Source organism: Streptomyces sp. Je 1-4 4N24, from assembly GCF_026239515.1.
Classification (GTDB): domain Bacteria; phylum Actinomycetota; class Actinomycetes; order Streptomycetales; family Streptomycetaceae; genus Streptomyces; species Streptomyces nigrescens.
In genome coordinates, this window is sequence record NZ_CP110836.1 from 3,109,029 (window position 1) to 3,128,548 (window position 19,520).

Annotated in this window: 10 protein-coding genes; 1 reads left to right on the forward strand and 9 read right to left on the reverse strand. The window is 74.3% G+C overall.

Annotated features, from left to right (window positions below; genetic code table 11):
* Window positions 1–71: 71 nt before the first annotated feature.
* The 4 genes from SLV14N_RS13185 to SLV14N_RS13200 all read right to left on the reverse strand — a co-directional run bounded on the left by SLV14N_RS13185 (window position 72) and on the right by SLV14N_RS13200 (window position 9,884).
* Window positions 72–1,472, reverse strand: a complete 1,401-nt coding sequence (locus SLV14N_RS13185; protein ID WP_263269407.1) for a dipeptidase — start codon at window positions 1,470–1,472, stop codon at window positions 72–74.
* Window positions 1,473–1,482: 10 nt separating this feature from the next.
* Entirely contained in the window at window positions 1,483–5,415 is a 3,933-nt protein-coding gene (locus SLV14N_RS13190) for an ATP-dependent DNA helicase (RefSeq protein WP_263269408.1), read from the reverse strand.
* Window positions 5,416–5,633: 218 nt separating this feature from the next.
* Window positions 5,634–9,107: an ATP-dependent DNA helicase gene (locus SLV14N_RS13195; protein WP_263269409.1), complete on the reverse strand. Its 3,474-nt coding sequence runs from the start codon at window positions 9,105–9,107 to the stop codon at window positions 5,634–5,636.
* 372 nt (window positions 9,108–9,479) lie between these two features.
* Window positions 9,480–9,884 (reverse strand): MGMT family protein, encoded by a 405-nt coding sequence (locus SLV14N_RS13200; RefSeq protein WP_208681092.1) that lies wholly within the window; start codon window positions 9,882–9,884, stop codon window positions 9,480–9,482.
* A gap of 590 nt (window positions 9,885–10,474) precedes the next feature.
* Between SLV14N_RS13200 and SLV14N_RS13205 the strand changes: the two genes are divergently transcribed.
* On the forward strand, window positions 10,475–13,090 hold the full coding sequence (locus SLV14N_RS13205; protein WP_259670749.1) for a lysylphosphatidylglycerol synthase domain-containing protein: 2,616 nt from the start codon (window positions 10,475–10,477) through the stop codon (window positions 13,088–13,090).
* A gap of 96 nt (window positions 13,091–13,186) precedes the next feature.
* Here the strand turns inward: SLV14N_RS13205 and moeZ are convergent, their stop codons facing one another.
* The 5 genes from moeZ to SLV14N_RS13230 form a co-directional block, all read right to left on the reverse strand.
* Window positions 13,187–14,365, reverse strand: coding sequence for an adenylyltransferase/sulfurtransferase MoeZ (gene moeZ / locus SLV14N_RS13210; protein ID WP_208681093.1), 1,179 nt, complete (start codon window positions 14,363–14,365; stop codon window positions 13,187–13,189).
* 393 nt (window positions 14,366–14,758) lie between these two features.
* On the reverse strand, window positions 14,759–15,715 hold the full coding sequence (locus SLV14N_RS13215; protein WP_026169597.1) for an NAD(P)-dependent oxidoreductase: 957 nt from the start codon (window positions 15,713–15,715) through the stop codon (window positions 14,759–14,761).
* A gap of 256 nt (window positions 15,716–15,971) precedes the next feature.
* Window positions 15,972–17,192 carry a hypothetical protein gene (locus SLV14N_RS13220; RefSeq protein ID WP_208681094.1) on the reverse strand — a complete coding sequence of 407 codons (1,221 nt, stop codon included), beginning with the start codon at window positions 17,190–17,192 and terminating at the stop codon, window positions 15,972–15,974.
* The gene (locus SLV14N_RS13225) at window positions 17,189–17,416 is read right to left on the reverse strand and encodes a hypothetical protein (RefSeq protein ID WP_208681095.1); all 228 of its coding nucleotides are present in this window, start codon (window positions 17,414–17,416) and stop codon (window positions 17,189–17,191) included. Before SLV14N_RS13225 ends, SLV14N_RS13220 begins: the two co-directional genes overlap by 4 nt.
* Entirely contained in the window at window positions 17,410–19,350 is a 1,941-nt protein-coding gene (locus SLV14N_RS13230; protein WP_208681096.1) for a DUF3492 domain-containing protein, read from the reverse strand. The genes SLV14N_RS13225 and SLV14N_RS13230 overlap by 7 nt, the downstream gene beginning before the upstream one ends.
* Window positions 19,351–19,520: the final 170 nt, after the last annotated feature.

A 19,520-nucleotide genomic window follows, 5' to 3' on the forward strand; every position in this document is an offset into this window, starting at 1 on the left:
TGTTTCCAACTCCCCCTATAGCGTGGGTGATTGCTGCGTACGGGCGCGGGTCGGTACGGCGGTGCGCGCGGTCAGGCCGTGTGCCAGGTCTCCGCCAGGTCGCCCCATAGGTGGGCGGCGGTCTCGACGCCCTTCATCAGCAGGTCGAGCTCGACCTTTTCGTTCGGTGCGTGCCAGCCGTCGGACGGGATGGAGATGCCGAGGAAGAGGACCGGGACGCCGAGGACGTCCTGGAGGTCGGCGGCCGGTCCGGAGCCGCCCTCGCGGGTGAAGCGGATCTTCTGGCCGAAGGCCCGGCCCATGGCGCGGACGACGGACTGGAGCGCGGGGTGGTCGAGCGGGGTGAGGCAGGGGCGGGTGGCGCCCCAGAAGGAGATCTCGTGGCGGATACCGGCCGGGAGGCTCGCTGCGACCCAGTCGCGTACGGACTGCTGCACGGTGGCCGCGTTCTGTCCGGCGACCAGCCGGAAGGACAGCTTGAGCTGTGCGGTGGCGGGCACGATGGTCTTGCCGCCGGGGCCTTGGTAGCCGCCGCCGATGCCGTTGACCTCGGCGGTGGGGCGGGCCCAGATGCGTTCCAGGGTCGTGCTGCCGGCCTCGCCGAGGGGGGCGTGGGAGTGCGCGGTGCGCAGCCACTCCTCCTCGTCGAAGGGGAGCTCGGCGAAGAGTTCCCGTTCGCGGTCGGTGAGTTCGATCATGCCGTCGTAGAAGCCGGGTACGGCGACGCGGCGGTCGGTGTCGTGCAGCGCGGCGGCCAGCCTGGCGGCCTCGGTGGCGGGGTTGGGGACGGCGCCGCCGAACGATCCGGAGTGGATGTCCTGGTCGGGGCCGTAGAGGTCGATCTGGCAGTCCGTCAGGCCGCGCATGCCGGTGCACACCGTGGGGGTGTCCTTGGACCACATGCCGGTGTCGGAGACGATCACCGCGTCGCAGGCGAGGCGGTCGGCGTGCTTTTCGATCAGGGCCGGGAAGTTCGGTGAGCCGGACTCCTCCTCGCCCTCGATCAGCAGCTTGAGGTTGACGGCGGGGGCGGTGCGGCCGGTCGCGGCGAGGTGCGCGCGCACGCCCAGGGTGTGGAAGAAGACCTGGCCCTTGTCGTCGGCGGCACCGCGGGCGTAGAGCTTGCCGTCGATGGTCTGCGGCACGAAGGGGTCGGTGTGCCAGCCGTCCTCGCGGGCGGCGGGCTGGACGTCGTGGTGGCCGTAGACGAGCACGGTCGGCGCGGACGGGTCGCCGGAGGGCCATTCGGCGAAGACCGCGGGCAGGCCGCCGGTCTCCCAGATCTCGGTGGTCGGGAAGCCGGTGTCGGTGAGCTTCGCGGCGAGCCATTCGGCGCTGCGGCGTACATCGCCCGCGCGCTCCGGGTCGGCGGACACGGAGGGGATACGCAGCCAGTCGGAGAGGTCTTCGAGGAAGGCCGCGCGGTGGAGGGTGAGGTACGCGTGGACGGCGCTGTCCGGGGTTGTGCTCATACGACCGAGCCTATCGGCCTTCCGGGGGAGGCCGGTCGGCGGTCTCTCCGAGCAGGATGCGTTCGAGCCCGGCCCGGCCGGGGAGCCGGGCGGGTCTGACCACCTCTCCACTGCGGACGTAGAGGAAGGCGGCGTCGACGGCGGAGGGCTCCAGGCCGTACCGCTCGGCCCAGGCGAGGCGGTAGACGGCCAGCTGGAGGGGGTCGGCGGTGTGGGCGCGGCCGGTTTTCCAGTCGACGATCTCGAATCGGTCGCCCTCGGGGCCGGGCTCCTTGTAGACGGCGTCGATCCGGCCGCGGATGACCCGGCCCGCGAGGGTCAGCTGGAAGGGGGCCTCGACCCGGTAGGGCGTGCGGTGGGCGTAGGGGGTGCGGGCGAAGGCTTCCTTGAGGGCTTCGAGGTCGTGCTCGTCGACGATCTCGGTTTCCTCGCCCGGTTCGGCGCCGGGCAGTTCGTCGGGGCCGAGCAGCGGCAGCGTGAGCTCTTCGAAGCGGGATTCGACCCAGGCGTGGAAGCGGGTGCCGCGGCGGGCGCCGGGCTGTGGCGGGCGCGGCATGGGGCGGGCCAGTTCGCGGGCGAAGCCGTTCGGGTCGGCGGCGAGGCGGAGGAGCTGGGTGGCGCTGAGCGCGGACGGCAGCGGGACGTCGCGGACGGTCGCGCGGGCGCGGCGCAGCTCTGCGGCGAGCGCGTCCAGATCGCGGTCCCAGGATCCGACGGTGCGGCGCTCCTCGGGGAGGAGGGTGTGGGGGCCGGCGTCCTCGGGGTGGGCGGCGTCGCCGTGGTGGGCGGTGACGGGGTCGGGGTGGCTGGTGGCGGCCGGGTGGCCCGAGTCGGCCGGGCCGGTGAGGTCGGGCTCGGTGGAGCGCTGGGCGATGATGCGGGGGCGGGGTGCGGCCCGGTCCGCCGCGGAGGCGGGCGTGGTCCCGTTCCCGGCCCGACCCTGCGCCTGCGCCTGGGCCTGGGCCTCGGCCTCGGCCTCGGCGGTGTCGTGCACCGGGACGTCGTGCACTGCGGCGTCCTCGGACGGTCGGGCTTCGAACGGGCCGGCGTACGACCGGCCGGCGTCGGACGGGCCGGCTTCGAAGGCGTCGGCTTCGAAGGCGTCGGCTTCGAAGGCGTCGGCTTCGAAGGCGTCGGCTTCGAAAGGGTCCGCCTCGAAAGAAGCCGCCGCGAAGGGGCCGGCATCGGGCCCGTCGTACGCCGAGGCGTCCTCGAACGGGTCGGCTTCCCGGAGACCGAATGCGTCGGCCTCGGGGACGTCGTACGGGTCGTACGGGTCCGGGTCCCATGTGTCGTCCGGCGGGGGCGGCGGCCAGTCGGGGTCGTGGGCCGAGAGGGAGGGCGCGGCGGACGCGGAGACGGCCGCCTGCTGCCCCGTCCGGCGTTCCAGATGGGCGCGGACCGTGGCCGCGGCGGCGCGGCGGCGGGCGGTGGCGGTGGGGTCGAGGGGCAGCGGCCAGGCCTGTTCCGTGGCGGCCTCGGAGAGGGCCGGGTTCTCCTCGCCGTCCTCGGGGGCCGCAGCCCAGTGCTCGATCTCGCCGTGTCCGGCTTCGCAGTGCTCGCGCAGGGCCTCCAGGAAGGCGGACGGGCCGCGTGGCCGCTTCTGCTGGGGGCCCCACCAGTGGCCGGAGCCGAGCAGCAGGGAGCGGGGGCGGGTGAAGGTGACATAGCCGAGGCGGAGTTCCTCGGTCTCCTGGTGGTGCTTCATCGCCTCCTTGAAGGACTTCAGGCCGCGGGCGGTCCATTCCCCGACGTCGGGGAGGGTCGCCGCGTCGCCGCGCAGGGCGTGCGGGAGGACCTTGGCGCGGCTGGTCCAGGACTCGCGGGCCTGTTCGCTGGGGAATTGCTTGCCGACCAGGCCGGGTACGGCGACGACGTCCCATTCCAGGCCCTTGGATTTATGGGCGGTGAGCACTTTGACGGTGTTGTCGCCGCCGGGGAGGGAGCTGTCGAGGCCCTTCTCGTGCTGGACGGCGGTGCGCAGAAAGCCGAGGAAGGCGAGGAGGGTGGCGTCGCCGTCGAGGGATTCGCCGCCCTGTTTGGCGGCGAATCCGGCCGCGATGTCGAGGAAGGTCCCGAGGGTTTCGCGGCGGCGGGCGGCGAGGGCGTGCGGGGATGCGGACAGCTCGACTTCCAGGCCCGTCGCGGTGAGCACCCGGTGGAGTACGTCCATGAGCGGGTCGCCGAGGGAGCGGCGCAGGTCGCGGAGTTCGGTGGCGAGGTAGGCGAAGCGCACCCGTGCCTCGCTGGAGAACGGGAGGCCGTCGTCGGGTCCTTCGGCTTCCAGGAAGGTGTCGAGTGCGTCGGCGAGCGAGATGGTCTCGGCGGGGTCGACACCTTCGACGGCCTCGGCAAGGCGTTGTCCGGGGTCGTCGGACGGGCCGCCGTGGTGGACGAGGGTGCGGGCGCGGCGGCCGAGGAGCGCCAGGTCGCGGGGGCCGATCCGCCAGCGCGGGCCGATCAGCAGGCGGACCAGGGCGGCGTTGGCCGTGGGGTCCTGGAGCACCTCGCAGACGGCGACGAGATCGGCGATCTCGGGCAGATGCAGCAGCCCGGACAGGCCGACGACCTCTACGGGGATGTCCCGGGCGACCAGTTCGCCCTGGATGCGGGCGAAATCACCGGCGGTGCGGCAGAGCACGGCGATTTCTCCGGGTGGGGTGCCGGTGTGGACGAGGTGGGCGAGGGAGTCGGCGAGCCAGGTGAGCTCTTCGGCGTGGGTGGGCAGCAGGGCGCAGCGGACGAGGCCGTCGCGCTCGGCGCCGGGGGCGGGGCGCAGGGCTTCGACGCCTTCGTGCATCCGGCGGAGGGGGGCGGCGAGGCCGTTGGCGAGGTCGAGGAGGCGGCCGCCGCTGCGGCGGTTCTCGCTGAGGGCGTACCGGCGGGCGGGGGTGCCGTCCTGGAAGGGGAAGTGGGCGGGGAAGTCGTCGAGGTTGGCCACGGAGGCGCCGCGCCAGCCGTAGATGGCCTGGCAGGGGTCGCCGACGGCGGTGACGGCGTGACCGGTGGCGCCCCCGGCCCCGGTGGCGTCCCCGGTCCCGGTGGTGTCCCCGGTCCCGGCCCCGGCGCCGAAGAGGCCGGAGAGCAGCAGGCGTTGGGCGACGGAGGTGTCCTGGTACTCGTCGAGGAGCACGACACGGAATTCGTCGCGCAGGATGCGGCCGACTTCCGGGCGGGTGGTGGCGAGGGTCGCGGAGTGGGCGATCTGGTCGCCGAAGTCGAGGAGGTCACGGCGGCGCTTTTCGCTGCGGTAGGCGGTGACGAGGTCGAGCAGTTCCAGGCGGCCGCGGGCGGTTTCGGGGGCCCTGCGCAGGTCGGCGTTGGTGAGTTTCACCCCCTCGAGGGCGGCGAGGAGCTCGCTGTCGTAGGCGTGGAGCGCGGCGGGGTCCACGAGGTGTTCGGCGAGCTCGGCGTCCAGGGCGAGGAGGTCCTCCACGAGGGAGGGCAGGGAGGTGGTGAGCGCCGGGTAAGGGCCGGGGGCGGCGCGCAGGGTACGGGCGGCGAGCTGGAAGCGGGTGGCGTCGGCGAGGAGCCGGGCGCTGGGTTCCAGGCCGATGCGCAGGCCGTGGTCCTTGAGGAGCTGGCCGGCGAAGGCATGGTAGGTGGAGATCCGCGGCTCTCCGGGGGGCTGGTCGCCGGTGGCGGACGGGAGGGCGTCGGGATCGGTGACGCCGGCGGCGAGCAGCGCGGCCCTGACGCGCTCGGCGAGTTCGCCGGCGGCCTTGTTCGTGAAGGTCAGCCCGAGGACCTGTTCGGGGGCGACCTGGCCGGTGCCGACCAGCCACACCACGCGGGCGGCCATGACCGTGGTCTTGCCGGATCCGGCTCCGGCCACGATGACCTGCGGGGCGGGCGGGGCGGTGATGCACTCCGTCTGCTCCGGGGTGAACGGGATGCCGAGCAGCTCCTTGAGCTGGTCGGGGTCGGTGAGGCGAGCTGACACAGCAAGAACCGTAACGGCCGCCACTGACAGTCGCCGTCGCCGCCATCGTCGTCCCAGGTCATGGGGCAGGGCCGAGGCACGGGGCAGGGCCGAGGCACGGGGCAGGGCCGAGGCACGGGGCAGGGCCGAGGCACGGGGCAGGGCCGAGGCACGGGGCAGGGCCGGGGCACCGCGGTGGCTCGCGGCCGCCCGGCGCCCCGCCCGCTCACTCCGCCCGCTCACTCCACGATGTGCCGCCCCTCCGGCTGGGCGCTGCACGAGGCCCGGAAGGCGCAGTGGGTGCAGTGGCTGCCGGTGGTGGGCGTGAACCGTTCCTCCAGCACGCGGCCCGCGGCGGTGGCGAGGAGCTCCCCGACCCACTCCCCGTCCAGCGGCTGCTGCGCCTGTACGGCGGGCAGCGCGTCGCCGCCTTCCTTCTGGGGGGCGCCCAGCCGCAGATGGACCAGTTCCGCGCCGCCCGGTTCGGGGGTGCGGCCGTCGAAGGCGTCGTCGACCGCGCCTTCGCGCACCGCGAGCTGGTAGACGGCGAGCTGGGGGTGGCGGGCGACTTCGGGGCCGGTCGGTTTCTGTTTACCGGTCTTGAAGTCGACGACATACGCCCGGCCCTGTGTGTCCTGGGAGACATGGTCCATGCTGCCGCGGATACGGACCTCGTAGGCGCCGGCCCGGAGGGTGAGGTCGAAGCCGTGCTCGGTGGCGACGGTGTCCCGGCCGCGGGTCTCGCGTTCCATGACGTGCCAGCGCAGGAAGCGCTCCAGGGCGGCGCGCGCATGGTCCTTTTCCTGGCGTGACTTCCAGGGGGCGTCGAAGGCGAGGGCGTCCCATACGGAGTCCAGGCGCTCCATGAGGACGGTCAGATCGGCGGGGGTGCGGCCGGAGGCGACCTCGTCGGCGAGCACATGGACGACGTTGCCGAAGCCCTGGGCGGCGGTGGCCGGGGTGTCCGCCTTGACCTCGCGGCCCAGGAACCACTGGAGGGAGCAGGTGTGGGCGAGCTGGTCGAGGGCGCTGCCGGAGAGGACCACGGGACGGTCGCGGTCGCGCAGCGGGACGCTGCTGTGGGTGGGTTCGTGCAGGCCCCACCAGTTGTCCGGGTGGGCGGCCGGCACCAGGGGGTGGTGGTCGTCGTCGTGGAGTGCGGCCAGTTTCGCGAGCCGCTGGGCGGCGGCCTCGCGCAGCGCGGGGGTGGCCGCGGGGTCGACGGTGGTGGCGCGCAGCTCGGCGACCAGCGCGGCCACCGAGAGGGGGCGGCGGGGGCGGCCGGTGATGTCCTGGGGGGTGACGCCCAGCTCGGTGAGGAAACGGGACGGCTGGTCGCCGTCGTCGGCCGCGGCCTTCACGGCGGTGACGACCAGGCGTTCGCGGGCGCGGGTGGTGGCCACGTAGAACAGCCGGCGTTCCTCGGCGAGCAGTGCGCCCGGGGTGAGCGGTTCGGCCAGGCCGTCGCGGCCGATCCGGTCGGCCTCCAGGAGCGAGCCGCGCCGGCGCAGGTCGGGCCAGAGGCCTTCCTGGACACCGGCGACGACGACGAGCCGCCACTCCAGGCCCTTGGAGCGGTGGGCGGTCATCAGCCGTACCGCGTCGGGGCGGACGGCGCGGCGGGTGAGGGTGTCGGCGGCGATGTCCTGGGCGTCGAGTTCCTCCAGGAAGTTGAGGGCGCCGCGGCCGCCGGTGCGTTCCTCGGCGCGGGCCGCGGTCTCGAACAGGGCGACGACGGCGTCCAGGTCCCGGTCGGCGTTGCGGCCGCCGGCTCCGCCGCGGTGGGCGGCCCGCTCCAGGCGCTGCGGCCAGGGGGTGCCGTCCCACAGCTCCCACAGGGCCTGCTCGGCGGTACCGCCGCCGGCCAGCAGTTCGCGGGCCTTGCGCAGCAGCAGGCCGAGGCGCTGGGCACCGCGCGCGTAGGCGGGGTCGTGGGCCACCAGGCGCTGGGGTTCGGCGAGCGCTCGGGCGATCAGCTCGTCGGAGGGCCGCGGCAGCGGTTGTCCGGCGGCCCGCTCCTCCTCGCGCAGGGCGCGGCCCAGGCGGCGCAGGTCGGCGGAGTCCATCCCGCCCAGGGGGGAGGCCAGCAGGTCGAGCGCGGTTTCGGCGTCGAGCCACCGGGGGGCGGCGGGGGCGGGAACGGCACCAGTGGATGCGTCGGCACCGGCCTCGTCCGCATCGGATCCGCCGGGCCCGGCCTCGCCTCCAGCGGCCTCATCCACACCCTCGTCCACACCGGATTCACCACTACCGGCCCCGGATTCACCACTACCGGCCCCGGCCTCACCGTCGGCAGCCTCGCCCGGCTCACCGTCGGCAGCCTCGCCCGGCTCCTGGCGGAGCGCGGCCCGAGCCGCCGCCCGGAGGGCCGTCAGCAGGGGGGCGACCGCGGGTTCGTGGCGCAGCGGCAGATCGTCGCCGTCGATGTCGAGCGGCACCCCGGCCGAGGTGAGCGCCCGTCGCACGGCGGGGAGCGAGCGCCCTCCGGCGCGGACGAGGACGGCCATCTCGCGCCAGGGCACCCCGTCCTCCAGGTGGGCGCGCCGCAGGATGTCGGCGATGTTGTCGAGTTCGGCGCCGGGTGTCGGGTACGTGTACACCTCGACGCGGCCGCCGTCCCGTACGGGCGTGGGCTCGCGGTGGGCGCGGACCTTCCGGGCGGGCAGGCGGGTGAGCGGCATCCGGCGGGTGAGCAGCCGGGTGGCCGCGAGCAGGGTGGCGCCGGAGCGCCGGGAGGTGCCGAGTACGGCCACCGGGGCGGGGGTGCCGTCGCCACGCCGGAAGGTCTCGGGGAAGTCGAGGATGCCGTTGATGTCGGCGCCGCGGAAGGCGTAGATCGACTGGTCGGGGTCGCCGAAGGCGATGAGGGTGCGGCCCGGGGAGCCCGGGGAGCCCGGGGTGCCGGTGGCCCCGTGGTTGCCGGCGAGCGCGCGCAGCAGCCGTACCTGAGCGACGTCGGTGTCCTGGTACTCGTCGACATAGACCGCGTCATAACTACGGGCCAGCTGCGCCGCGACATCGGTGTGTTCGGCGAGCAGCACCGCGCGGTGCACCAGCTCGGCGTAGTCCAGGACACCCTGGGCGTCCAGGACGTCGAGGTATTCGGCGAGGAAGGCGGCCGCGGCGCTCCAGTCGGGGCGGCCGGTGCGCCGGGCGAAGGCGCCGAGGGCGTCGGGGCCCAGGCCCAGTTCGCGGCTGCGGGCGAGCACCGCGCGGACCTCGTCGGCGAACCCGCGGGTGGTCAGGCAGGCCCGCAGTTCGTCCGGCCAGCTCACCAGGGCGCGGCCGGCGCCGGCCAGCTCCGCCTGTCCTTCGAGGAGCTCACGGACGACGAGGTCCTGCTCGGGTCCGGACAGCAGCCGCAGGGGGTCGGCGAAGAGGTCGGCGTCCTGGTGGGCGCGGACCAGGGCGTAGCAGAAGGAGTGGAAGGTCGTCGCCTGCGGGATGCCCGCCCGCCGTCCGCCCGCGGCCGTACCGGGGCGCCCGTCGGGCTGCCCCTCCAGAACGGCCAGCCGGGCCGCGAGCCGGTCGCGGAGTTCGACGGCGGCCTTGCGGCTGAAGGTGAGGACGAGGATCCGCTCGGGGTCGTCGCCGGCCCGTACCCGGCGGGCCACCGACTCCACCAGGGTGGTGGTCTTGCCGGTGCCCGGCCCGGCCAGGACCAGCAGCGGCCCGTGCCGGTGGTCAACCACGGCGCGCTGGGCTGCGTCCAAGTCAGGAGGATCCACCCGCCCCGGCGGGGTGCGCACCAGTCGGTACGCGCCGGCGGCAGCCCGCCGCGCCGCCCGGTGGGGCTGCGTCGGCGGGGCGGCCGAGAAGGAGGAACTCACGTGGATCGCCGGTCCTGAGGAGGTGCTTGTCGTGGTGCGTGGGTGGTGCGACGGGGATCCCCCGGACGGGGTCCGGAGGAGCGCCGCGGTGCGGGCCGCCGGTCGGGAGAACGGTCCGGTGGTGCGGTGCGCGGCGGGGCCGTCGTCGTGACGGCAGTGCCCGACGCTACGCGAGTCGGCACCCGGGCCGCAGCGCGTCCCACGGGCCTCCCCCGGACTCCGCCCGGAGGGATCCCCATCGCGCCGCCGCCGGTACTACGGAGCGGCGCCGCCGTTCTGCTGCCCGTCCCAGCGGGCCCGCCGCATGTCGAGCCTCGGTATATGGTCCTCGGCCTCCCGGGCCGCGGCGCGCAGGGGGGTGCCTTCCTCCCGGTAGTGCGCCAGTGCGCGCAGTTCGCTGCCGGGCAGCAGCCGGCCGTCCCCGCGCACCACCCGCCACCAGGGCACCGCGCCGCCGTACAGCGCCATCACCCGCCCCACTTGGCGCGGCCCGCCGCCGCCCGTCGCCGGCAGCCCTTCGGGCGGCTCCTCGTCCCTGAGCCACTCCGCGACGTCGCCGTACGTCATCACCCGGCCCGCCGGGATCAGCTCGGCGACGGCGAGGACCCGTTCCGCGTAGGGGGGCAGCTCGCCTTCCGCCGTCTCTCCGGTCCCACTCATTCGGTCCATCCTGCCGCACGGCACCGACAATGGGAGCGGACACACGGTCCCGCACCCCCGGGAGGTCGGCGGCAAGGCGCCGTCAGCCACGGTGCGGGGGAGGATGTTCCGCTTCCCGCACCCCCGAAATGCACCCTGATGCCCCCCTCCAACGGTCGGCCGTGCCACCATCTTCCGGACGGTGACTGGTGATACGAGATCAAGAAGAGACGGCCGAGCAGCAGGGTGCAGCGCCTCCACGGGAGGCGGGCGCCCCTGAGGCGCTGGCCGTCGACGCCGCCGATACCGCGCCCGGACCGGCCGCTGTGACCGAGCGGCCCGAGCGGCAGCAGGTGGCGCGACAGGGGAAGCACCAACGGAAGCCGGCCACGGCTTCCGCTACCGAAAAGGCGAGCACGATCGAGAAGGCCGAACGACCCGGGGCGCCCCAGAGGCCGGATGGGCCCAAGGAGCCCGAGCCCAGCGAGCGGCAGGAGGAGGAGCGGGACAGCGAGCAGCCCGAGGAGGAGCGGGTCCGGCACGACCAGGGCGAGGAGCAGGTGTCCGGCACGGCCCGGAGCAAGCCCCGTACGGGCTCGCACCGTGCCGATCTGAGCGCCGACGAGTACGGCGAGTTCCACGTCGACCGGGTTTCCGGGGACGAGCCGCTGCTGCCCGCCCGGGTGCACCGGCCCTCCGACCTGCTGCGGCTGCTGCTCGGCATCGCCGGGATCGCGCTCGTCCTCGGCCTCGCCACGTTCGCCCACGGCACCACCCAGGGCCTGGAGAACGACATCGGCAGCGGCGCGAAGGCGGCGCCGCCACTGCTGATCAACCTGGCGGGGCTGACCTCCAGCGTCGCGGTGCTGATCGTGCCGGTGGCGTTCGCCGTCGAGCGGCTGATCAAGCGGGACGGGCTGCGGATCGCGGACGGGGTGCTCGCCGCCGTCCTCGCCCACGGGGTGTCGCTGGCCACCGACCTGTGGGTGGCCGAGGCCGCCCCGCCGTCCATCCGGGACGCGCTGACCCAGACCCTGGACAACGGTTCCCTCTCCGCTCCGGTGCACAGCTACCTGGCGCCCGTGATCGCCTATATGACGGCGGTGGGCATGGCCCGGCGGCCCCGGTGGCGGGTCGCGATGTGGTGCGTGCTGCTGCTGGACTCGTTCGCGGTGCTGGTCGGCCGGTACACCACACCGTTCGCGATCGTCACGACCGTGCTGATCGGCTGGACCGTCGCCTACGGCACCCTCTATGCCGTCGGCTCCCCCAATGTCCGCCCCACCGGCCAGAACCTCCTCGCGGGGCTGCGCCGGGTCGGCTTCCACCCGGTCTCCGCGCTGCGCGCCGAGGACGCCGCCGGCGCGGAGCAGTCCGAGCACGCCGACCGCGGCCGCCGCTATCTCGTCACTTTGGAGGACGGCCCGCCGATCGATGTCACGGTCGTCGACCGCGAACAGCAGGCGCAGGGCTTCTTCTACCGCGTGTGGCGCCGGCTGTCGCTGCGCGGCATCAATCAGCGCCGCAGTCTGCAGTCGCTGCGCCAGGCGCTGGAGCAGGAGGCGCTGCTGGCGTATGCGGCCATCGCGGCCGGCGCCAACGCGCCCAAGCTGATCGCCACCTCCGAGCTCGGCCCGGACGCGGTGATGCTGGTCTACGAGCACATCGGCGGCCGCAGCTTCGACTCGCTGGCCGACGAGGAGATCACCGACGCGCTGATGCACAGCGCCTGGCGGCAGGTCGAGGCGCTGCAGTCACGGCGGATCGCGCACCGGCGGCTGGTCGGTGACGCGCTGCTGGTGGACCGTTCCGGCCATATCGTGCTGACCGAGCTGCGCGGCGGGGAGATCGCGGCCGGTGATCTGGTGCTGCGGATGGACATCGCCCAGCTGCTGGCCACCTGCGGGCTGCGGGTCGGCGCCGAGCGCGCGGTGGCCGCGGCCGTCGAGGTGCTGGGCCCGGACGCGGTCGCCGACAGTCTTCCGCTGCTGCAGCCGATCGCGCTGAGCCGCACCACCCGCGCGACGCTGCGCCAGCTGGCCCGGGAGCGCGGCAAGCGGGAGCGGGAGGCGGTGCTGGAGGCCTCGCAGGCCGCCAAGGAGGCGCGGGAGGCCCGCGACGCGGCGGGCCCGAAGGACCGCAAGACGATCCGGGCCGAGCGGCACGCGGAGAAGAACGCCGAGAAGCGGGCCCTGGACGAGGCGACCGAGGAGGCCCGTGAGGAGGATCTGCTGGCCCAGATCCGCCGGCAGGTGCTGCTGATCCGCCCGGCGGCGGTGATCGAACCGGCGAAGCTGGAGCGGCTCAGCCCACGCATCCTGATCAGCTGGATCGCCGGCGCGTTCGCGGTCTATCTGCTGCTGTCGCAGCTCACCCACTTCAACCTCAGCGATCTGATCAGCGAGGCCCAGTGGATGTGGGTGCTGGTCGCGGTGGGCTTCTCGGGGCTGACGTACATCGCGGCGGCCATGAGCCTGCTGGGGTTCGTCACGGAGAAGGTGTCGTTCGTCAAGACGGTCATCGCGCAGATCGCGGGCAACTTCGTGAAGCTGGTCGCGCCCGCGGCGATCGGCGGGGTGGCGCTCAACACGCGCTTCCTGCAGCGCGCCGGGGTCCGTCCCGGCCTGGCCGTGGCGAGCGTCGGAGCCTCCCAGCTGTTCGGGCTGGGCAGCCACATCCTGCTGCTGCTGACCTTCGGCTATCTGACGGGCACCGAACGGACCCCGACGATCTCCCCGTCCCGCACGGTCATCGCCGGGCTGCTGACCGTGGCCGTGCTGGTCCTGGTCGTCACGGCGGTGCCGACGCTGCGGAAGTTCGTCTCGACGCGGGTGCGGTCGCTGTTCGCGGGCGTGGTCCCGCGGATGCTGGACATTCTGCAGCGGCCCGGGAAGCTGGTCACCGGCATCGGCGGGATGCTGCTGCTGACGGCGGCGAACGTGATGTGCCTGGACGCCTCGATCCGGGCGTTCGGCGGCGGCGACACGATCAGCTACGCGAGTATCGCGGTGGCCTTCCTGGCCGGTAACGCGCTGGGTTCGGCCGCGCCGACACCGGGTGGTGTGGGCGCCGTGGAGGGCGCGTTGTTCGGTGCGCTCACCGTCGCCGGGCTCGCCGGTGACGTGGCGTTCCCCGCGGTGCTGCTGTTCCGGCTGATGGTCTTCTGGCTGCCGGTGCTGCCGGGCTGGCTGGCCTTCACCTATCTGACGCGCAAGGGCGAGATCTGAGCGGGGACGGCCGCCGCGCCGGGGGCGTCCTTCAGACAGCGCGAAGGCGCCGGTCCGTGGTGCACGGACCGGCGCCTTGCGGGTGGCGGGGGAAGCTCAGTAGACCGGCTTCTCCGGCTCGACGGTGTTGACCCAGCCGATGACGCCGCCGCCGACATGCACGGCGTCGGCGAAGCCCGCGGACTTCAGGACGGCCAGGACCTCCGCGGAGCGGACGCCCGTCTTGCAGTGCAGGACGATCTTCCTGTCCTGGGGGAGGTCCTGGAGGGCGGTGCCCATCAGGAACTCGTTCTTCGGGATCAGCCTGGCGCCGGGGATCGAGACGATCTCGAACTCGTTCGGCTCCCGGACGTCGATGATCTCGATCTTCTCGTCGCCATCGATCCACTCCTTGAGCTGCTTGGGAGTGATCGTCGAGCCGGCCGCGGCCTCCTGGGCTTCCTCGGACACGACGCCGCAGAAGGCCTCGTAGTCGATGAGCTCGGTGACGGTCGGGTTCTCCCCGCAGACCGCGCAGTCCGGGTCCTTGCGGACCTTGACCTGACGGTAGGTCATCTCCAGTGCGTCGTAGATCATCAGCCGGCCGACGAGCGGGTCACCGATACCGGCGAGCAGCTTGATGGCCTCGTTGACCTGGATGGAGCCGATGGAGGCGCACAGCACACCGAGGACGCCGCCCTCGGCGCAGGAGGGCACCATGCCGGGCGGCGGGGGCTCCGGGTACAGGCAGCGGTAGCAGGGGCCGTGCTCGCTCCAGAACACCGACGCCTGACCGTCGAAGCGGTAGATCGAACCCCAGACGTACGGCTTGTTCAGCAGCACGCAGGCGTCGTTGACCAGGTAGCGGGTGGCGAAGTTGTCGGTGCCGTCCACGATCAGGTCGTACTGCGCGAAGAGCTCCATGACGTTCGTGGAGTCCAGGCGCTCTTCGTGGAGGTTCACGGTGACGTACGGGTTGATGCCCAGCACCGTGTCCTTGGCGGACGCGGCCTTGGAGCGGCCGATGTCCGCCTGGCTGTGGATGATCTGGCGCTGCAGGTTCGACTCGTCGACCTCGTCGAACTCCACGATGCCGAGCGTGCCGACGCCGGCCGCGGCCAGATACATCAGCGCGGGCGAGCCCAGGCCACCGGCGCCCACACAGAGCACCTTGGCGTTCTTCAGCCGCTTCTGCCCGTCCATCCCGACATCGGGGATGATCAGGTGGCGGGAGTACCTGCGGACCTCATCGACGGTGAGCTCGGAAGCGGGCTCGACCAGGGGTGGCAGCGACACGGGGACTCCGTTGGTCGGTCTAGATGGGGTTCCCCCCGCCCGAGCCGAGCCGAGAGTGGGGGAGCTTGCTCTCCCCGTAACACTGCCACGCCCTTCTTCATTCCGAGACACCCGTTCCGATGCGCGAGACGATTTCGTCCCAGTAGCCGGGCAGGGACGCCCGGGCCACTCCGCGCCGGTCACGGCGGCCGGTGACGCGCTCCGTGCCCGCCCCTGCCGGCGGGCGCTCCGCAGTACCTCATCGAGAGAGGTGCGCGGCACGCAGTGGACGAGGTGACGGCACCACTCCGGAGGGTGGCCGGCGGCCCTCCCCCGGGCTCTTCGGGGAGCAGCTCGCCGACCGGGCGCACACCGCCGCCCCTGTCCCGGCGTCCCAACAGGCGGACACCGGTCTCAGATGCGGCATGCGGCCTCCATCCAGATGTCGGCGAGGGACTCCTCCAGCCCGATCCGAGGGCGCCAGCCGAGGCGGTCACGGGCGGTGCGCACATCCGCCTGCTGCCAGGTGCCACAGCCGTCCGGGTACGGGTAGGTGGCGGGCGGCGAGCCGGCCGGGTGCTCCGGGGACGGGCCGGGGATGACCAGCCGGGCGGGCGGGGAGTCGAGTTCGTGCAGGGCGCCGCCGAAGCCGGCGACCCGGGCGAGCACCGAAGCGGCCTCACGCAGCCGCACGGCCCGGCCGGTGCCGATGTTGACGACGCCCTGCGCGGCGGACAGCGAGGCGGCGTGCACCGCCCGCGCCACATCGCGCACATCGACGAAGTCGCGTTGCACCCCGAGCCCGCCGAGTTTGAGTTCGCTGTCGCCGGACTGCATGGCGCGGCGCATGGCCTCGGCGAGCCGCCCGAGCGGCGATCCCGCCGGGGTGCCGGGGCCGACCGGCGAGAAGATCCGCAGCACGACGGCGTCGAGCCCGGAGCCCAGGACCAGTTCGGTGGCGGCGAGTTTGCTGACGCCGTACGGGCCACCGGGGCGCGGGACCGCGTCCTCGGCGGTGGAGGAGCCGGGCTGGGAGGGCCCGTACTCGGAGGCGCAGCCCAGGTGGACGAGCCGGGCACCGCAGCTGCTGCGCCGCAGCGATTCGCAGATGGTGGCGACCGCGACGGTGTTGTGCCGGGTCAGTTCGCGGGCCCCGCCGCGGGTGGCACCGGCGCAGTTGACGACGACACCGGGATGGACCGCGTCGAGGAAGCGGGTGAGCGCCCCGGGGCTGCCGGTGGCCAGGTCGAAGCGGACGTCGGCGTCGTCGCCCCGCCCGAGGGCGGTGAGCTGGACGGCGGGGTCGGCGAGCAGGCGGTCGGCGACATAGCGGCCCAGGTAGCCGTTGGCGCCGATGAGCAGCACCCTCATCGTGCGACCCCCCGGTCCGCGTGGCGTGTGGTCGGCTGGACGTTCATATGTCGTGCTCCTAAGGCGGATCGAGGGAAGCAGGTCGGCTTCGGCCGCGGAGTCGGCGTCCGCCCCGGGGGCGGGGGCCACGTGGGGGGTGAGGTCCGCGGTGAAGAGGCCGGAGCGGCCGTTTCGGGGTGCCGCTCCGGGGGTGGTGCGTGGTGGGGGTGCCCGTGTGGGGGTGCGGGGTATCGGGGGCCGGTGGTCGTCCGGAAGGTCACGGCCGGTGCGCCTCCGCCGGTCCGGAGGGGGCGGGCCAGTGCGCGCAGGCGCCGGTGAGCGCCCGCAGGCCGTGGACGAGGAGGCCGAGGGCGGCGGCGGTGCAGGCCACGGCGGGTACCGCGGCCGGTCCCGCAGCGGTGGTCAGCGCCTCGACCGGGACGCCCAGCGGGGGCAGGCCGGGGAGCCGGGCGATCAGCACCAGGGCCAGGGCGAGGGCTTCCAGGGCGGCGGCCGAGGCCAGACCGGCCGCGGCCGCCTCGGGGAAGCCGTGCACGGCGAGCAGCCGGGCGAGGAAGAGCAGCACCCCCAGCGCGGCCGCCGCCACCGGCGCGCTCACGTCGCCGCGGCCGAGGACCGCTTCCGCACCGAGGAGCAGCGCCGCCAGCGCGAAGAGGAAGAGCAGGGTGGCGGCGAGCAGCAACGGCCGTACCCGGGCGGCGAGTTCTTCGAGTCCGCGGCTGGCGGCCAGGACGCGTCGTCCGCGCACCGTGAACCAGTGGGCGCAGCCGGCCGCGGGGGCGACGGCGAAGGCGAGTGCCACGGCGGGGGCGACGGCGGCCCGGGGAGCGGCGTGGGGCAGATCGGGCCCGCCGGCCAGCAGCTGTCCGAGCAGCCAGTCCCCGTACACCGCGTACCCGGCCGTCCAGCAGACCCACAGGCCCGCGGTGCGCGGCCCGGTGCCGTGGCGCAGCCGCAGCCGCAGCGGCCCGGACCGTACGCCCAGCCGGACGGCGAGGGCGAGCAGGGCGAAGCCCGAGGCGCCGACGGCGGTGCGTACGGCGGGAGTTGCCGTGGTGACCGAGGCGAGTGCGGCGACGGCCGCGACGCTGACGGCGCCGGGGAGCAGCTGCAGTGCCGCGCACACGGTGCGGGAGCGCCGGGCGGGGGCGGTCGCGTACGGCGCCGCCGCGGGGGTGGCGTCCGGGGCGGCGCGCGGCACCCGGGCGTAGAGCTCCTCGGCCAGCGAGAAGACATCGCGGTGCCGGAAGCGGGCGGCCGTGCGGTCGGTGACGCCGTGCGCCTCCAGGCCGGCGGCGATCTCCAGCGCGTCGACGGCGCGGGCGCAGAGGTCCTGGTGGTGGTGCATCAGGGTGCGTACGGGGTCGGCGGGGCCGCGGCGCAGGGGGCGGGCGGCGGCGTCCTTGCGCGGGGGCGCGGGCCGTTCGGCGCGCACCTCTCCCGGAGCCGCGGTGGCGCCGCCTTCGGGTGTGGTCATGCCCCGTTCCCCCTCCCCCGAGTCTGCGCGCAGCCGCCCGGACCGGGGCGGGGGTGCGCGGTACGGCGCCGGGGCGGGCTACCGGGGCTGCCCGGGGTGCGCCGGTCGGCGCGGACGGGGCTGCCGGGGCGGCCACCGCCGTGCGCCACATCCGCCATGCCCGTCACCAGTGCCACACCCACGACACCCATCGCACACATCACGTCCAGCACACTGGTCACCATTGCTCTCTCCCTCGCGCCGGCCACGCCGGGTTGCCCGCCGTGCCATCCCGTCTCACGGCCTGTCCCCTCTCCCGGACGACGTCCCCGCCCCCGGTCTCCGTGCGCGCCTCGGCGGCGACCGGCACCGCGGCGGGCCGCCCGGCCTCGCCCGCCGCCCAACTCGGCGTTCGGCCGGCCGGGACGGCGGCCGCCCTGGCGGCGGTGCCGGTCGCGGCCCAGCGGCCGGGGACATGGGACTCGGCGGGGCGGGCGAACGGCCGTGGGACCCCGTGCGCGTCCCGGGTGCGGCAGACGGCCGGGCGGGCGGGGGCGCGGGAGATCAACTCCAGGTAGATGCCACGAAATGCCGCGACGTTCTGCTCGACGGTGAACAGCTCCAGCGCCCGCGCCCGCGCCGCCGCGCCCAGCCTGGCCCTGCGGTCCGGGTCGGCGAGCAGGGCCGCGCAGGCCTCGGCCAGGGCGCGGGGGTTGCGCGGCGGGACGACCAGACCGGTGCCGCCGATGACCTCGCAGACCGCCCCGGCGTCGGTCGACACCGTGGCGCGTCCGCAGAACATCGCCTCCACCAGGGAGCGCGGAAAGCCCTCGATGACGCTGGAGAGCACCACCACCGCACCGGAGGCATAGGCGTCCTCCAGGGCCGGCACCTCGGGGCTGCCGATCTCCTCGAAGCTGACCGGGTTCTCGCCGACGGTGCGGGCGTCGGCCGCCTCGTCGGGGAAGAGCTGGGCGGCCAGCACCCGGCAGTGTGCGAGATAGCCGGGCGCCCGGGGGTCGCGGCCGGGCCCGCCGATGATCCGCAGCGTGGCCGCCGGCTCGGCCTTCCGGACCTCCGCGAAGGCGTGCAGCAGCGCGATGAGGTCCTTCGCGGGCTCCACCGTGCCGACCCACACCAGTGTTTTGGAGTCGTCCGCGGCGGCGTCCGCGACCGCGGCGAAGGGGGCGGCGTCCATGCCCGGGTAGACCGTGCGCAGCCGGGCGCGGTCGGCGCCGCAGCGCTCCTGCCAGCGCCGGGCGTGGGTGTTGCCGGGGGTGATCAGTGCGGCCTGGGCGTAGGTCTCGGCGGCCAGTGTGCCCTGGAAGGCGGCGAGCAGCGCGCGCACCGGCACGCTCAGCGGCGAGGCGGCGCGGGCGAGGTAGTGCTCGCGCAGCCGGACACCGTACTCGGTGACCAGGAGCGGGGTGCCGAAGAAGCGCTTGGCCAGCAGTCCGGGGAGGGCGGCCGCGCCGCCGGAGGTGGCATGACAGAGGTCCACACCGCCGAGACCGGGGGTGTGCCGGTCGCCGTACCAGTCCAGGGACAGCGGCCGGAGCGCGAGTTCGAGCCGGTCGGTGACCGCCAGCAGGTCGTTGACCTGCGCGCCCTGGGCGGCGGGCAGTGCGCGGGGGCCGTGGCAGACGGCTTCCAGGATGCGCACGGCGCCCTCGGAGCGCAGCATCGCGGGCAGTCCGCAATGCTCCCTGGCGAGTTCGGCGAGCCCGTAGAGACCGGCGGCGAAACGGTCCGCCTTCCTGGTCACGGGCGTATCGGGGGCGCTGTCGGGGCCGCTCGGCGGGTCCCCGGTCGGTGCGCCCCCGTGCGGTGCGCCGCCGGCCGGACCGCTCCCGGCGGGCACCGTGGCGAAGGCCGTCACGAGATCGCCGAAGCGCTCGGCGAAGCGGCGCCGTGCGCGGCGGCCGGGGGTGCGGCCCTTGCGCTCCTCGGCGGCCCGGCGGTGACCTGCGGGGAAGTCGCCCCACAGGGGGGCGCGGTGTACCAGGCTTACGTGATCCGGCAGTTCGGGCCGGGGCCGCGCTTCCTGACGGGCGTCGGTGCTCAGGGCGTAGACCTCGAAGTCATGGCCGGTGAGCCCGCGCACGAGCCGGTCGCACCACGCGTACGACTCACCGGACGCATCCGGATAGCCACCTTCGGTGAGCAGTCCAATACGCATGAGTGCACCCCCGTCCTCCCCTGTCGACGTCCCTGGTGGGCCGGCGGCACGGCCGCCACCTGCAGGAAGAAGCTATGCAAAAGGGCCGGTGGCGCGATGGACGGTTGTCCATCGCGCCACCGGAAGGGGTGAAAGCACGTAACTTTCCGCCCCTAAGGGCGTTTCTTCGC

Bases quoted from the DNA above. Each gene is read 5' to 3' on its own strand.
- SLV14N_RS13220 (WP_208681094.1), bottom strand. From the start codon at position 17,192: ATGACCACACCCGAAGGCGGCGCCACCGCGGCTCCGGGAGAGGTGCGC.
- SLV14N_RS13225 (WP_208681095.1), bottom strand. From the start codon at position 17,416: ATGGTGACCAGTGTGCTGGACGTGATGTGTGCGATGGGTGTCGTGGGT.
- SLV14N_RS13230 (WP_208681096.1), bottom strand. From the start codon at position 19,350: ATGCGTATTGGACTGCTCACCGAAGGTGGCTATCCGGATGCGTCCGGT.
- SLV14N_RS13215 (WP_026169597.1), bottom strand. From the start codon at position 15,715: ATGAGGGTGCTGCTCATCGGCGCCAACGGCTACCTGGGCCGCTATGTC.
- SLV14N_RS13200 (WP_208681092.1), bottom strand. From the start codon at position 9,884: ATGAGTGGGACCGGAGAGACGGCGGAAGGCGAGCTGCCCCCCTACGCG.
- SLV14N_RS13185 (WP_263269407.1), bottom strand. From the start codon at position 1,472: ATGAGCACAACCCCGGACAGCGCCGTCCACGCGTACCTCACCCTCCAC.